Genomic DNA, 17,531 nt, shown 5'->3' with positions numbered 1-17,531 from the left:
ACCACACCCCGCACATCCACCACCACCACCGACCGAAACCCATCCCCCCACACACCCATCACACGATCACCAACACACACCTCAGTCACACCAGACCCCACCTCCACCACAACCCCGGCCCCCTCACTCCCCAACACCGCGCTCTCCGCATCCGGATACATACCGAGCAAAACCAGAACGTCACGGAAGTTCAACCCCACCGCACGCACCTCGATACGCACCTCCTGCGCACCCAGCAAACGGGGCACCGCATCCGAGACTGGGTCCGAGGGAACGGGGGTCCAAGCCAGGTCCTCGAGCGTTCCGTTCCGGGCGGAGGTGAGGTGCCAGGGGCCGGTGTGCCGCGCGTCGGTCGACTCGTCGGGCGCATCGGTCTCGTCGGGCTCGTCGGGCTCGTCCCGGACGAGCTGCGGCGCGAGGATCTCCTCGCCCCGGATGGCGAGTTGGGGTTCCCCGGAGGCCAGAGCCCGCCGTACCACATCGGGCGTCGTGCCCCGCGGGTCCAGGTCAAGCAGCGCGAGACGGCCGGGGTGTTCGGTCTGCGCTGACCGCACCAGCCCCCAGACCGGAGAGGCGGTCAGGCCCGCCATGGGCTCGTCACCTTCGGCGGCGGCGACCGCGCCCTGGGTCACGAGGACCAGCCGGGACGCGCTGAAGTGGGCCGAGGCGAGCCAGCGCTGGACAAGCTCCAGGGCGTGCCGGGCGGTGTGTTCGGCGACCGCCGGGAGCCAGTCGCCACCTGGCGCGGACACCTCGGCCAGGACCTGGTCGGGTACCGGCTGTTCACCGGCGGCCAGGCGGCTCTCCAGCGCCGCGAGGTCGCGGCAGTCGGCCAGTGCCGGGTCGGGCTCGGGCAGGCTTTCGGTGGCCTCGCCGAGCACCGCGACGCGGGGCGCTGCCCCGGCCTCCGGCCCAGCCTCCGGTCCGGAGCCGGTCACCGGGCTCCAGGCCACCCGGTACAGGGAGCCACCTGTCCCCGAGGGCGCGGGGAAGGTCGTCTCGGTGACCGGGCGGGTCACCAGCGACCGGGCGGAGAGAACCGGCAGACCGGCGGCGTCCGTGACCAGCACCGACAGCGCACCCTCGGCCGATGCCACCGGTGTGAGGCGTACCCGCAGCTTCGTCGCACCGGTGGCGTGCAAAGTGACACCACTCCACAGGAACGGCAACCGCACGGCACCCGGACCAGCGTCGTCCGCACCCGCGTCGTCCGAACCCGCCGCCCACGCGTGCAACGCCGCGTCCAGCAACGCCGGATGCACGCCGAACCCCGCGGTGTCCGAGTCCGCCACGTCCGGCAGCGTCACCTCGGCGAACAAGGCGCCGTCACCGTCCCGCCATACGGTCTCCAGGCCGCGGAAGACCGGCCCGTAAGCCAGACCCTGATCGCCCAGCCGCTCGTACAGCCCTGCCGTCTCCACCGGCCGCGCCCCCGCCGGTGGCCAACTGCCGAGGCCCGCCGGCTCACCGGACACACCGGCGGTCAGGGTCGCTCGGGCATGCCGCGTCCAGGCGTGGGGCGGCGCGTCCTGGGCGCGGGCGTGGACGCTGATCTCGCGGTTGCCTTCATGATCGGGCGCGGCCACCAGGACCTGCATATGGGTCGTCCCGGTCGTGGTCAGGACCAGCGGGGTTTCGAGGGTCAGCTCGGTCACATGGTCGCAGCCGACCGTGTCGGCGGCGTGCAGCGCCATGTCCAGGAACGCCGTGCCGGGTACGACGACGCGGCCGAGTACGGAGTGGTCGGCCAGCCAGGGCTGGTCGCGGAGCGACAGCCGTCCGGTGAACAGGAATCCGTCCGAGCCGGGCAGCGGTACGCCGCTACCGAGCAGGGCGTGCCCGGTGGCCGCCATGCCGTGCGCGGTGGTGGCGCTTCCGGCGCCGCCGTGTTGCCGGATCCAGAAGCGCTCTCGTTGGAAGGGGTATGTCGGGAGGTCGACCCGGCGTGCACCGGTATCAGCGTAAACCCGCGCCCACTCCACCGGCGCACCCGCCACATACGCCTCGGCAAGAGACCTCAACACACGCCCCCGACCACCCTCATCACGCCGCAACGTCCCCACCACAGACACCTCAACACCATGATCCTCAGCCGTCTGCTCAACACCCAACGTCAACACAGGATGCGCACTCACCTCAACAAACTGCCGAAACCCCGCATCCAAAAGCACCCGCACCGTCTCCTCAAACCGCACCGGAAAACGCAAATTCCGATACCAATACCCCGCATCCAACCCCGCCATATCCAAAACCCCACCCGTCACCGTCGAATAAAACGGCACCACACCAACACCCGACACCACACCAGAAACCGCCTCCTCCACCTCACCCCGAACCTCCTCCACCTGCACACCATGCGACGCATAATCCACCGGAATACGCCGAGCCCGAACCCCAACACCCTCACACTCAGCCAAAAACCCCTCAAGCACACCAACATCACCCGAAACAACAACCGCCGAAGGACCATTCACCGCCGCCACACACAGACCACCCCCAAACGACTCCACCAACCCCCGCACCACACCCACCCCAGCACCAACCGAAACCATCCCACCCCGACCCGACAACCCCACCAACACCCGACTCCGCAACACCACCAACCGCGCCCCATCCTCCAACGACAACCCACCCGCCACCACCGCCGCAGCAATCTCCCCCTGCGAATGACCCACCACGGCCGACGGCACCACACCAAACGAACACCACACCTCAGCCAACGACACCATCACCGCCCACAACACCGGCTGCACCACATCAACCCGACTGAGCGCCACCTCATCCGACAACACATCCCACAACGACCACTCCACCAACGGCCCCAACACATCCGCACACTCACCCATCCGCCGCGCGAACACCGGCGAGGACTCCAACAACCCCAACGCCATCCCCACCCACTGCGACCCCTGCCCCGGAAACACAAAGGCAACGCGGTCGTCGGAGGTGACGGTGGTGCCGCGGACGACGGCGGGCGTGTCCTTGCCGGTGGCCAGGCTGTCGAGCGCGTCGCGCCGTTCGGCGGTGCTCGCGCCGAGGACGACGGCCCGGTGGTCGAAGCGGGCGCGGGTGGTCGCCAGCGCGTGGCCGATGTCGGTGGTGGACATGTCTCCGGCGAGCAGCGGCAGCAGCCTGCGGGCCTGCTCCCGCAGCGCGGCCTCGGACTTGGCCGACAGTGTCCAGGGCACGACCGTGCCCTCGGGGACGGCTCGGCTCTCCGGGGTCGCGCGGGGGTCCGGGCCCTGCTCGAGGATGACGTGGGCGTTCGTACCGCTGACGCCGAACGAGGAGATCCCCGCGCGCCGCGGACGCCCGGTGTCCGGCCAGTCGCGCGGCTCCACCAGGAGTCGTATGGCGCCGGAGGACCAGTCGACGTGTGGCGAGGGTTGATCGGCGTGCAGGGTACGGGGAAGCTGTGCGTGGTGCAGGGCCAGCACGGTCTTGATGACACCGGCCACTCCGGCGGCGGCCTGGGTGTGCCCGATGTTGGACTTCACCGACCCCAGCCACAGCGGCCGCCGAGGGTCCCGCCCCTGGCCGTATGTGGCGAGCAGCGCCCGTGCCTCGATCGGGTCGCCGAGCTTGGTCCCCGTCCCATGCGCCTCCACCACGTCCACATCGCCCGCGGACAGCCCCGCGTCCGCCAACGCCGCCCGCACCACCCGCTGTTGCGCCACGCCGTTGGGTGCGGTCAGACCGTTCGATGCCCCGTCCTGGTTGACGGCGCTTCCCCGTACGACCGCCCACACCCGGTGCCCGTTCCGCCGGGCGTCCGAGAGCCGCTCGACGACCAGCACGCCCACCCCCTCGGCGAAGCCCGCCCCGTCCGCGTTCGCGGCGAACGCCTTGCTGCGGCCGTCGGCTGCCAGCCCGCCCTGGCTGGTGAACTCGGTGAAGATGCCCGGTGTGGACATGACGGTGACACCGCCGGTGAGCGCGAGGTCGCACTCGCCCTGCTGGAGCGACCGGGCGGCGAGATGCAGGGCTACGAGGGAGGAGGAGCAGGCGGTGTCGACGGTGACGGCCGGTCCCTCGATGCCGAGCGCGTAGGAGACCCGGCCGGACAGCACGCTGCCGATGTTGCCCGTGGCAGCGTATCCGACGGCCTCCTCGGGAACGTCATGGCCCATGGCGAGGTAATCGCCGCCGTTGGTGCCGGTGAAGACGGCCGCGCGGGTGCCGCGCAGCGCCGTCGGGTCGATGCCCGCGCCCTCCAGCGCCTCCCAGGAGGTCTCCAGCAGCAACCGCTGCTGCGGATCCATCGCCATCGCCTCCCGCGGGGAGATACCGAAGAAACCGGCGTCGAAGTCGGCGGCGTCCGACAGGAAGCCGCCTTCGCGGGTGTACGAGGTGCCGGTCCGGTCGGAGCCGGGGGCGTGGAGGGCGTCCAGGTCCCAGCCGCGGTCCTCGGGGAACGGGGTGATGGCGTCGCCGCCCGACTTGAGCAGCTGCCACAGGTCCCCGGGCGAGCGGACGTCGCCGGGGAACCGGCAGCTCATACCGACGATGACAATGGGATCCTCCGCCTCCTCGGCGGCCGTGGTGGGCGCGGCCGGGGGCGTGGGCAGGGTGTCCGGGGCCGGGGCGCCGCCGAGGATCTCGCTGTGCAGATGCGCGGCCAGGGCGCGGGCGTTGGGGTGGTCGAAGACGATGGTGGGCGGCAGTCGCAGGCCGGTGACGCTGTTGAGCCGGTTGCGCAGTTCGACGGCGGTGACGGAGTCGAAGCCCAGATCCCGGTAGGCCGTGCCGGGGTCGACCGCGTCGGGGCCCGTATGACCGAGCACCACGGCGACCTGCTCGCGGACGGCGGTCAGGAGCACGGCCTGCTGTTCGGCGTGGCCGCCCAGCGCGGTGAGCCGGGCGACGAGGTCCCCGGACCCGGTGGCGGCGCGTGGCGCCGACTCGTCCGCCGGTGTGACCGTGGTGAGCCGTCGTACCTCGGGCAGGTCCGCGAGGAAGGGACTGGGCCGGGTGGCGGTGTAGGCCACGTGGAACCTGTCCCACTCCACGTCCGCGACCATGACGGTCGGCTCGGGCTCACCGGCCACCACGGTCAGGGCGGTGGCCGCGAGATCGGGTGCCATGACGAGCAGGCCATGGCGGCGGGCCAGCGTCCCGATGCCGTCCTCGGTGGCCATGCCCCGCTCGTCCCAGATGCTCCAGGCGACCGAGGTGGCGGGCAGTCCGAGGGCGTGCCGCTGTTCGGCGAGGGCGTCCAGGTAGGCGTTGCCGGGGGCGTAATTGCCCTGCCCGGAGGCGCCGAGGGTGCCGGCCACGGAGGAGAACAGCACGAACGCGTCCAGGTCGCTGTCCCGGGTCAGCTCGTGCAGATGCCAGGCCCCGTCGGCCTTGGCGCGCAGGACCCGGTCGATCTGGCCGGGGGTCAGGCGCTCGACAACGGCGTCGTCGAGTACGGCGGCGGTGTGCACCACGGCCGTCAGCGGGCAGTCGCCGGGAACAGCATCGAGCAGCCGGGCGAGGTCCGCGCGGTCACCGACGTCGCAGGCGGCCAGGGTGACCCGTACGCCGGCGGCCTCCAGTTCGGCGCTCAGCTCGGCTGCGCCGGGCGCGTCGGGGCCGCTGCGGCTGGCCAGTACGAGGTGTTCGGCGCCGGACCCGGCCAGGTGGCGGGCCACCCGGGCGCCGAGTCCTCCGGTGCCGCCGGTGACCAGGACGGTGCCGCGCGGGCGCCATGCGGGGTGCGAGCCGGTGGCTGCCGCGCGGGCCAGGCGACGGACGAGGGCGCCGGACGGGCGGAGGGCGACCTGATCCTCGCCCGTGGTGCCGGAGAGGAGCGCCGCGAGGAGGCGGCCGGTTCGGGCGTCGGGCCGGGCCGGGAGATCGACGAGGCCACCGAACCTCTCGGGGTGCTCCAAGGCGACGATCCTGCCCAGGCCCCACACCATGTGCTGCGCCGCCGCACTGTCGCGGTGCGTCCGTAGGTCCTGGTCGGTGGCGGTGACCGCGTCGTGGGTCAGGCACCACAGGGGCGCACCGGTCCCCGCGTCGCCGAGGGCCTGGAAAAGGGCGACGGTGGCCGTGAGCCCGGTCCGCGGGATGCCGTCGGCGGTGGCGGGGCCGTCGGCGGCGGACAGCAGGGACAGCACGCCCGCGTACGTTTTCCCGGGCAGCCGGCGGGCGATGTCCTCCCGGGTGGCGGTGGCCGGCAGTTCGAGCGTGGTGACCTCACCGCCGTGGTCGCGTACGGCCGCGGCGACCTCGGCCGCGCGGTCGGCCGCGACGGCGGAGCCGGCGGGTACGGCCAGCAGCCAGGTGCCGGTCAGGGCAGGGGTGTCCGGCAGCGACGCGGGGACCCAGCGGGTGTGGTACCGCCAGGAGGCGACGGCGGCCGCCGCCGAACGGTGCCGGTGCCAGTTGCGCAGGGCGGGCAGGACCGGGGCGAGGGACGCGCCGTCGATGTCGAGGGTGCCCGCCAGGGTCTCGGTGTCGCCGCTTTCCACGGCCCCCCAGAAGCCGGTGTCGTCGGCGGGGCCGGCGGTGTCCCGTGGGATGGCGGGCTTGCGCAGGGCAGCGGGGTCCCACCAGTAGCGTTCATGTTGGAAGGCGTAGGTGGGCAGGTCGACGTGGCGGGCCCCGGAGCCGGCGAACACCTGGGACCAGTCCACCGGGACTCCATGTACGAAGACCTCGCCGAACGAGGTGAACAGGCGCCGGGCCCCACCGTCGTCACGGCGCAACGTCCCGGCCACCACCGCCTCATGACCGGCCGCGTCCAGCGTCTCCTGAACCGCGGCGGTCAGCACCGGGTGGGGGCTGCACTCGACGAACGCGCCGAAGCCTTCGGCAGCCAGCGCACGAACGGCCTCCTCGAAACGGACCGGACGGCGGAGGTTGTGCACCCAGTAGGAGGCGTCCGGCACCCCCTCCCCCAACCAGGCGCCGATGACCGTGGAGAAGAACGGAACCTCCGCACGACGCGCCCGGATCGGGGCCAGATCCGCGAGAATCCGGTCCTGAAGCGCATCCACCTGAGCGGAGTGCGAGGCGTAGTCCACCGCCACCCGCCGGAACCGCACCCCCTCCCGCCCACACCGGGCCTCGAGCGCCTCCAGCCCCTCCGGCGTACCCGAAACCACCGTGGTCGCGGGCCCATTGACCGCCGCAACCGACACCACGTCCTCGATGTCCTCCACGAGGCGGCGCACCTCGTCCTCGGACGTGGCCACGGCCGCCATACCCCCCTGCCCGGCCAGTTCCGCGGCCACGGCCCGGCTGCGCAGGGCCACCACCCGCGCCCCGTCCTCCAACGACAGAGCACCCGCGACAACAGCGGCGGCGATCTCACCCTGCGAATGACCCACCACAGCCGACGGCACCACACCATACGAACGCCACACCTCGGCCAAGGACACCATCACCGCCCACAGCGCGGGCTGCACCACATCCACCCGCTCCAACGCCACCGCATCACCCAGGACCTCAAGAAGCGGCAGGTCGAGATGAGGCTTCAACGCCGCCGCACACTCCCGCATCCGCGCGGCGAACACCGGCGAATCCGCCAGCAACTCCGCCGCCATGCCCACCCACTGCGCCCCCTGCCCGGGGAAGACGAACACCGCCCGTGGCTCGGCGTCGTCGCCGCGTACCTCACCGCCAACACCAGTGCCGCGGGCCAGCGCCCGTACCGCGTCGAGGAGTTCATTTCGACCCGTACCCGCGACCACCGCCCGATGCTCATGCACCGCACGGCCGTTCACCAAGGAGGCCCCGACATCGGCGAGAGACACCTCCGGCCGCGACTCGACGAACGCCGCCAGCCGCTCCGCCTGCCCCCGCAACGCCGCACCACTACGCCCCGACAACACCCACGGCACCACCGGAAGCTCACCACGCTCGCTCCCCGATTCGGCCACAGCCGGAGCTTCCTCCACGATCACATGCGCGTTCGTGCCACTGATCCCGAACGACGACACACCCGCACGCCGCAGACGACCGGTGTCCGGCCAGTCGAGTGGCTCCGCCAGGAGCCGCACGGTGCCCGGGGACCAGTCGACATGCGGCGAGGGTTCCCCGGCGTGCAGCGAAGCGGGCAGCACACCGTGCCGCATCATCTGCACCGCCTTGATCACGCCGCCGACGCCCGCGGCGGCCTGGGTGTGCCCGATGTTGGACTTCAGCGACCCCAGCCACAACGGCCGCTCCGGATCCCGCCCCCGCCCATACGTGGCGAGCAGCGCGTCGGCCTCGATCGGGTCGCCGAGGGTCGTCCCCGTGCCATGTGCCTCGACCGCGTCCACCTCGTCCGCGGACAGCCCCGCGTCGGCCAGCGCCGCCCGGATCACCCGCTGCTGCGACGGACCACTCGGCGCCGTCAGACCATTCGACGCACCATCCTGATTGACCGCACTCCCCCGCACCACCGCCAGCACCCGATGCCCAAGACGCCGGGCATCCGACAACCGCTCCAACACCAGAACACCAACACCCTCACCCCACCCCGTACCATCCGCCGCCGCTGAAAACGGCTTGCACCGCCCATCCACCGCCAACCCCCGCTGCTGACCGAACTCGATAAACATCCCCGGAGTGGCCATCACCGTCACACCACCCGCCAGCGCCAGATCACACTCCCCCGACCGCAACGCCCGACCAGCCAGATGCAACGCCACCAACGACGAAGAACACGCCGTATCCACCGTCACCGCAGGCCCCTCAAAACCAAACGAGTACGCCACACGACCCGACAACACACTCGGCGTACTCCCCGTCAGAACATGACCCGAGAGATACTCCGGAGCACCATACGCACGAGGACCATAATCCTGCGTCGTCGCACCCACATAAACACCCGTAGCCGAACCACGCAGACCCGCCGGATCCATACCCGCCCGCTCCAACGCCTCCCAGGAACTCTCCAGCAACAACCGCTGCTGCGGATCCATCACCAGCGCCTCCCGCGGAGAAATACCGAAGAAGCCCGCGTCGAAGTCGCCCGCGCCGTACAGGAAGCCGCCCTCGCGGGTGTACGACGTGCCGGGGTGGTCGGGGTCGGGGTGGTAGAGCCCGTCGAGATCCCAGCCGCGGTCGGCCGGGAAGGGGCCGATGCCGTCGCCGCCGCTGGACACCAGCTCCCACAGGGCCTCGGGGCTGGTGGCACCCCCGGGGTAGCGGCAGGCCATGCCGACGATCGCCAGGGGCTCGTCGGTGCGGGCGGTGTGGGCGGTGACGGCAGTGGGGGCGGTGTCGGCGGGCCGCTCCTCGCCGGGCGTGGCCTCGGCGGCACCGGCCAGTTCGCCCACCAGGAACGTGGCGAGCGCGGTGGGCGTGGGGTAGTCGAAGAGCAGCCCGACGGGCAGCCGCAGGCCGGTCTCGGTGTTCAGCCGGTTGCGCAGCTCGAGCGAGCCGAGCGAGTCGAAGCCGATGTCCTTGAAGGCCCGTGTGGCGGGGACCCTCTCGGCCACCGCATGGCCGAGGACGGCGGCGGCCTTGGCCCGTACGAGATCGAGGGCCAGGCCGGGCCGCTCGTCCGGCGCGAGGGCCGCCAGCCGGGCGGCGAACGGGGAGTCCGCGTTTCCGCCGGTCGTACGCGGCGGGCGGACGATACGGCGCAGCAGCGTCGGCACGCCGTCCTGCGGGGCCCGTTCACGGACCGGACGCACGTCCAGCTTCGCGGGGACCATGAGCGGCCTGGGGTCGGCGACCGCGCGGTCGAACAGGGCGAGAGCCTCGTCCTCGGACAGCGGCACCACCCCGAGCCGCGCCAGCCGCGACCGGTCGGTGTCGTCGAGGCCCGATGCCATGCCACCGCCGCCGCCGTCCTGGTCCCACAGGCCCCAGGCGTGGGACTGGCCGGGCAGGCCCAGATGGGAGCGGTGGGCGGCCAGGGCGTCGAGGAAGGCGTTGGCGGCGGCGTAGTTGGCCTGTCCGGCGGTGCCGAGCACACCGGAGACCGAGGACAGGACGATGAACGCGGTCAGCGGCTCCTCGCGGGTGAGTTCGTGCAGGTGCCAGGCGGCATCCACCTTGGGCCGCAGAACCTTGGCGAGTTGTTCGGCCGTCAGGGAGGTGACCGCACCGTCGTCGGTGGCGCCCGCGGCGTGCACCACCGCGGTGAGGGGGTGCTCGGTACGGACGCTCGCGAGGGCGGTGGCGAGCGCGCCGCGGTCGGCCGGGTCGCAAGCGACCGTCGTCACCTCGCAGCCCGCGTCGGTGAGTTCCGCGGCGAGGTCGCGGGTCGCGTCGGCTCCGCGCCGGCTGACGAACAGCAGCCTGCGTACACCGTGTTCATGGACCAGACGCCGGGCGAGCAGGCCGCCGATCCGCCCGGAGGCGCCGGTGAGCAGGACCGTACCGTCCGGGCCGAAGGGTGTGGTGGCGTCGGCGGCCACGGGCGTGGCACGGGTGAGCCGGGGGGTGTGGGCACGGCCGGCGCGCAGCGCGACCTGCGGTTCCGCGCCCGCCGCGACGGCGGGCAGGAGCCGCAGCGACTCCCGGTGGCGGTCGGTGTCGACGAGGAGGAACCGCCCGGGGGTCTCGGTCTGCGCGGTGCGCAGCAGACCCCAGACGGTGGCCGCGGCGACGTCGGTCACGGCGTCCGGGCCGGCAGCGCCCTCGGTGACGGCGAGGAGGCGGGTGGCGGTCATCCGGTCGTCGAGGAGCAGGGCGCGGGCGGTTTCCAGGGCCGCCGCCGCGTGCGCGTGGGCGGCGGTCACGGGGTCGCCGTCCACGTGCGGCACGAGCCATACGAGGACGTCGGGTACGGCGTCGCCGGCGTCGAGGGCGGTGCGCAGCCGGCCGACGTCCCGGTAGACGGCCGCGGTGGCCGGGAGGGTGCCGCTGTCCCGGAGGGCGGCCGGGACCGGGCCGTCGTCACCCGCCAGCAGGGCCCAGTGGCCGGTGGGTCGCGGGTCGCCCGGCGACAGCGCGTCCCACTCCACGCCGAACAGCGACCGGGCGGCCGCCCCGGTCGGCGCGCCGAGCCGTGCGGTGTCGGCCGGCCGCATGGTGAGCGATCCGATGCTCCCCACCGGGCGTCCGGCCGCGTCGGCGAGGTCGATGGCGACCTCGCCCTCGCCGGTACGCGCGATACGGGCGCGCAGCGCACGGGCACCGGCGGCGTGCAGGGCGACATCGCCCCAGGCGTACGGCAGGCGCAGCTCGCCGCCCAGCACGCGGCCGGCCGACACGGCGTGCAGGACGGCATCGAGGAGGGCCGGGTGGAGGGCGTATCCGTCGCCGTCACCGGTGACCGTGCCCGTGGCTGTTCCGGTGCTGGTGCCGTCCTGGTCCCGCTCCGGGAGGTGTGCTTCGGCGTAGACGGTTCCGTCGGGAGCCGCCCACAGATGGCTGAGCCCCTGGAACGCGGGTCCGTAGGTGTAGCCGGTGTCGGCCAGGTCGGCGTAGACATCGTCAGGACCAGTCGGGGTGGCTCCGGCCGGCGGCCAGGTGGTGGCCCAGTCCGAGACGGGCCGGGCGGGGATGGCGGGGGTCGCGGTGAGCGTCGCGGTGGCGTGGTGCGTCCACGGCGCGTCGGCGCCGTCCGTGGCAGGGCGTGCCTGGACGGTGGCCGTGGCACGGCCCGGCTCGCCGGACGCGGTAACCGTGATCTGGAGGTCCGCGGCGCCGCCCGGACCGGGCAGCACCATGGGGGCGTGGAGCACGAGTTCGCCGACGTGCGGGGCGCCGTACCGGTTCCCCGCCTGCACGGCCAGTTCGAGCAGAGCCGTCCCGGGCAGCAGGGCGAGGGTACCGACGGTGTGGTCGTAGAGCCATCGGTGGGTGTGTGCGGCGATCCGTCCGGTCAGGACGAGGGTGCCGCCGTCGGCGGTGCGGACGGCGGCGCCGAGCAGCGGGTGCCGGGCGGGGGTGAGACCGGCGGCCGACACATCGAGGGTGCCCGTGTCGGCGTCGAACCAGTAGCGTTCATGTTGGAAGGCGTAGGTGGGCAGGTCGACGCGGTGGGTCCCGGAACCGGCGAACACCTGGGCCCAGTCCACCGGGACGCCCCGTACGAAAGCCTCCGCCAGCGAGGTCAGCAGGCGTCGTGGGCCACCGTCGTCACGGACGAGCGAACCGACGACGGCCGCGTCCTGACCGGCCTCCTCCAGGGTGTGCTGGATGTCCCCTGTCAGCACCGGGTGGGGGCTGCACTCGACGAACGCGCCGAAGCCTTCGGCAGCCAGCGCACGAACGCCTTCCTCGAAACGGACCGGACGGCGGAGGTTGTCCGCCCAGTAGGAGGCGTCCGGCACCCCATCCCCCAGCCAGGCGCCGACGACCGTGGAGAAGAACGGAACCTCCGCACGACGCGCCCGGATCGGGGCCAGATCCGCGAGAATCCGGTCTCGAAGCGCATCCACCTGAGCGGAGTGCGAGGCGTAGTCCACCGCCACCCGCCGGAACCGCACCCCCTCCCGCCCACACCGGACCTCGAGCGCCTCCAGCCCCTCCGGCGTACCCGAAACCACCGTGGTCGCGGGCCCATTGACCGCCGCAACCGACACCACGTCCCGAAGGTCTCCGATGACCCGGCGTGCCTCGTCGGCAGGGACCCGCACGACCGCCATGCCGCCACGCCCCGACAGTTCGGCGGCGACGGCCCGGCTGCGCAGGGCCACCACCCGCGCCCCGTCCTCCAACGACAGAGCACCCGCGACAACAGCGGCGGCAATCTCACCCTGCGAATGACCCACCACAGCCGACGGCACCACACCATACGAACGCCACACCTCGGCCAAGGACACCATCACCGCCCACAGCGCGGGCTGGACGAGTTCGACGCGGTCGAGCGCGGCCGAGTCGCCCAGGGCCTCCAGAAGCGGCACCTCAAGATGAGGCTTCAACGCCGCCGCACACTCCCGCATCCGCGCGGCGAACACCGGCGAATCCGCAAGCAACTCCATCGCCATGCCCACCCACTGCGCCCCCTGCCCGGGGAACACGAACACCACCCGGGACGCGGCGTCGTCGCGCTCGCCCACCACGGCGGCGCCTTCCGTGGTGCCGCGGGCCAGCGCCCGTACCGCGTCGAGGAGTTCGTCCCGACCGGTACCCGCGACCACCGCCCGATGGTCGTGCACCGCACGGCCGTTCACCAAGGAGGCCCCGACATCGGCGAGAGACACCTCCGGCCGCGACTCGACGAACGCCGCCAGCCGCTCCGCCTGCCCCCGCAACGCCGCACCACTACGCCCCGACAACACCCACGGCACCACCCCTGACGGCACATCGCGCCCGCTCCCCGACTCGGCGACAGCCGGAGCTTCCTCCACGATCACATGCGCGTTCGTGCCACTGATCCCGAACGACGACACACCCGCACGCCGCAGACGACCGGCCCGCTCCGGCCACTCCCGCGGCCGCACCAGCAGTTCCAGGCCGCTCGACTCCCATGCCACGCGCGGCGTCGGCTCTTCCGCGTGCAGCGAGGCGGGCAATGTCCCGTGCCGCATCGCCTGCACCATCTTGATCACGCCGCCGACGCCCGCGGCGGCCTGGGCGTGCCCGATGTTGGACTTCAGCGACCCCAGCCACAACGGCCGCTCCGGATCCCGCCCCCGCCCGTATGCCTCCGCCAGCGCCTGTGCCTCGATGGGATCGCCCAGCCGCGTTCCCGTGCCGTGTGCCTCGACCGCGTCCACCTCGTCCGCGGACAGCCCCGCGTCGGCCAGCGCCGCCCGGATCACCCGCTGCTGCGACGGACCACTCGGCGCCGTCAGACCATTCGACGCACCATCCTGATTGATGGCCGAGCCACGGACCACCGCCAGCACCTGATGGCCATGACGCCGGGCGTCCGACAGCCGCTCCAACACCAGAACACCAACACCCTCACCCCACCCCGTACCATCCGCCGCCGCGGAAAACGGCTTGCACCGCCCATCCACCGCCAACCCCTGCTGCTGACGGAACTCGATAAACATCCCCGGAGTGGCCATCACCGTCACACCACCCGCCAGCGCCAGATCACATTCCCCCGACCGCAACGCCCGACCAGCCAGATGCAACGCCACCAACGACGAAGAACACGCCGTATCCACCGTCACCGCAGGCCCCTCAAAACCAAACGAGTACGCCACACGACCCGACAACACACTCGGCGTACTCCCCGTCAGAACATGACCCGTGAGATGCTCCGGAGCACCGTACGCACGAGGACCATAATCCTGCGTCGTGGCACCGATATAGACACCGGTAGCCGAACCACGCAGACCGGCCGGGTCCATACCGGCCCGCTCCAACGCCTCCCAGGAACTCTCCAGCAACAACCGCTGCTGCGGATCCATCGCCAACGCCTCCCGCGGAGAAATACCGAAGAAGTCCGCGTCGAAGTCGCCCGCGTCGTACAGGAAGCCGCCGGCCGGAACGGGGTCGCCGGAGTCCGCTCCGTGCAGGATGTCCGGGGCCCAGCCGCGGTCGGTGGGCAGCCCGCCGATCGCGTCCCCGCCGGACGCCAAGAGGCGCCACAGGTCGTCCGCCGAGGCGACGCCGCCCGGGTAGCGGCAGGCCATGCCGACGATCGCCAACGGCTCGTCCGTCGCCGGCTGTTCACGAGTGTCCGGGGTGTGTTCGATGCTGGTGAGCGCATCGCGCAGATGCTCGGCCAGGGCCGCGGGGGTCGGGTATCCGAAGACCGCCTCCGCCTTGAGAGGCAGGCCGGTGCGGGCTGCGAGCGCCTCCGCGAGCTCCTCGGTCATGAGCGAGTTGAAGCCGAGGTCCCTGAACGTCAGCGCCATGTCGACGGGGCCGGAGTCCCGCATGATGGCGCCCGTCTGCTCCCGCACCAGTCGGAGCAGGTCGGGCAGTTCGCGCAGGGTGCGGGGGGACGTGCCGGAAGGTTTTCCGGCCGGAGCGGTTGCGGAGGCCGGGATCGGGTCCGGAGTGGGAGTTGGGGCGGAGGCAGGGGCGGAGGCTGCGACCGGAGTATCGACGTCGAGCCAGAACCGTTGCCGCTGGAACGGGTACGTCGGCAGGTCCACCTGGCGTGCGGCCCCGAGCAGCGGCTCCCAGTCGACATCGGTCCCGCGCGCCCACAGCTGCGCGAGCGCCTGGACCAGCGACTGTCCCTCGTCCAGGTCACGGCGGCACAGGGGGACCGCGGAGACGTCGGGAGACTGCTCGGCGCCGGGCGCCGACGCGCGTACCGACTCCTTGATCATGGGGGTGAGGGCGGCCCCGGGGCCGATCTCCAGGAACGTCGAGACCCCTTGGGCCCGCATGGCGGAGACCTCGTCCGCGAACCGCACCGTCTCCTCGACATGCCGCGCCCAGTAGGCGGGATTCCGCAGCAGTTCGGGCTCGGCGACCCGCCCCGTGACATTGGATGTCACAGCCAGCCGGGGAGCCGCGAACTCCACCGACCCCAGCACCCGGCCGAACTCCTCCAACATCGGCTCCATCAACCAGCCACGCGCCAACACCACCCGCGCCGCATCCCGCAACGACCACACGCCCGCCACATGGGCGGCGATCACTTCCCCCACCGAATGCCCGGCCACCACCGACGGCACCACGCCCAAGGACGACACCAGCCGCCACGCCGCCACACCGAACGCGAACAACCCCGCCTGAGCCCAGCCGGTCCCGCCCAGACCGGCTTCCCCGTCACCGGCCCCCTCCGCCATCACACGCCGCAGAAGCGCACCGAACTCCCCCCGCTCCACACCGAACCGCTCACGCGCCTCCTCCGACAGACCAACCTCGTCCGCGACCTCCCCGGCCACCTCGTCGAAGACCTGGCACACCTCGGCCAGCGCCTCGGCGAAGACCGGGAAACGAGCCAGGCCCGCCCCCATACCACCGTGCTCGGACCCCTGGCCCGAGAACACCACCCCCACGCCGCCCGGTACGGCCGTCCCGGTCAGAACACCGGGCGCGGTGGATCCCTCGGCCAGCGCCCGCACCCCGGCGAGCAGGTCGTCCCGTGTGGGCGCCACGATCGCGGCGCGGCGCTCGAAGGCGCTCCGGGAGGAGGCGAGGGACCAGGCGACATCCGCCGCCGAGACCTCGGGGTCACGCACGGCATCGCTGTTCCCGAGCCGGGACGCGGCGTCGCGCAGGGCCGCCTCGCCACGCCCGGACAGCAGCCAGGGCACGGTGAGCGGGTCCGGTTCGGGCCGGGCCGGTTCGGGCTCGGGGTGCCAGTCGCTCAGTACGACATGGCAGTTGCTGCCGCCCATACCGAAGGAGCTGACGCCTGCCACGAGTGACCGGTCGGCGGCGGGGGCGCCGGGCCATGGGCCCAGCTGCCGCTGGACGCGCAAGTTGAGTGTGTCGAGGGGGATACGCGGATGGGGGCGGTCGAAGTTGAGGCTGGGGGGCAGTTGCCGGTGGGCGAGGGCGAGCACGGTCTTGATGAAGCCGGCGATGCCGGCCGCGCCGCTCAGGTGGCCGATGTTGGTCTTCACCGAACCCACGACCAGGGGGCGGTCGGCTGGGCGGTGCCGGCCGATGACCTCGCTGAGTGCGGCGGCCTCGACGGGATCCCCGGTAGGGGTGCCGGTGCCGTGCAGTTCGACGTAGTCGACGGCGTCCGGGGCGACACCGGCGTGCCGGTAGGCGAGGGCGAGGGCTTCGGCCTGGGCGGCGACGGTCGGCGCGGTGAGGGTTACGCCGTCCGGGTCGTTGGTGGTGGCGCTGCCACGGACCAGGCACAGGATGCGGTCGCCGTCGGCGAGGGCGGTGCGAAGGCGTTTCAGGACGACGGCGCCGCCGCCCTCGCCGGGCACGTAGCCGTCCGCCCGCTCGTCGAAGGTGAAGCAGCGCCCCCGCGGGGACAGGGCGCCCAGGCGGGAGGCGAGCAGCACGCTCTGCGGCAGCAGATGGAGGTTGACCCCGCATACGAGCGCCGTGTCGGACTCCTCGCCGCGCAGGCTCCCGCAGGCCAGGTGGAGCGCGACCAGGGAGGAGGACTGGGCGGAGTCGACGGTGATGCTGGGGCCGCGGGCACCGAGGAAGGCGGCGAGGCGGTTGGCGATGACGCCGCGCTGCACGCCGGGCAGGGCGTGCTGGGTGGCGAGGGTGTGGACGTGCGGGGACAACAGCTGGGCGTAGTCGTCGCCGCTGACGCCGACGAACGTGCCGAGGCGGGTGCCGCGCACCTGGTCCGGCACGATGCGGGCGTTCTCCAGGGCCTCCCAGCCGAGCTCCAGGGCGAGCCGCTGCTGCGGGTCGACGTACGGCGCCTCGCGCGGGGAGATGCCGAAGAACGCGGCGTCGAACTCCTCGGGGCGCTCCAGGAACGCTCCAAAGCGGGGCGTCTCCTCGGCGGCGGGGCCGGACCAGCGGCCGGGCGGCACCTCGCCGACGCTGCTCTCGCCCGCGGTCAGCAGCCGCCACATCCGGTCCGGGTTCTCGGCACCGGGGAATCGGCACGAGACGCCGATGACGGCCATCGTCGTATCCGGGTCGACGAGGTGTCCGGCGACGCCCCTGGAGTATTCCGCTGCCTTCGTGAGTGCGCTTTTCGCAGCCATTTTCCTCGCGACCTTTTCTCACGTCCGGTACCCGCCATGCCCGATCGTTCTTCGCGCGGCCCCGCCCGGGCATCCGCGAATGCCGCCGTTACGGCC

The 17,531-nt window shown here is 72.4% G+C and carries 1 protein-coding gene; it reads right to left on the bottom strand.

Annotation, left to right across the window (positions count from 1 at the left end; translation table 11 throughout):
* Positions 1-17,435, bottom strand: a 17,435-nt coding sequence (locus tag AB0E24_RS40730; RefSeq protein ID WP_359384693.1) for a type I polyketide synthase, incomplete at its 3' end; no start/stop codon positions are given.
* Between the last annotated feature and the right edge of the window lie 96 nt (positions 17,436-17,531).

Origin of the sequence: Streptomyces malaysiensis subsp. malaysiensis, from assembly GCF_040653035.1 — a bacterium.
GTDB classification, from domain to species: Bacteria; Actinomycetota; Actinomycetes; order Streptomycetales; family Streptomycetaceae; genus Streptomyces; species Streptomyces malaysiensis.
This window is presented reverse-complemented; position numbering and strand designations above follow the sequence as displayed.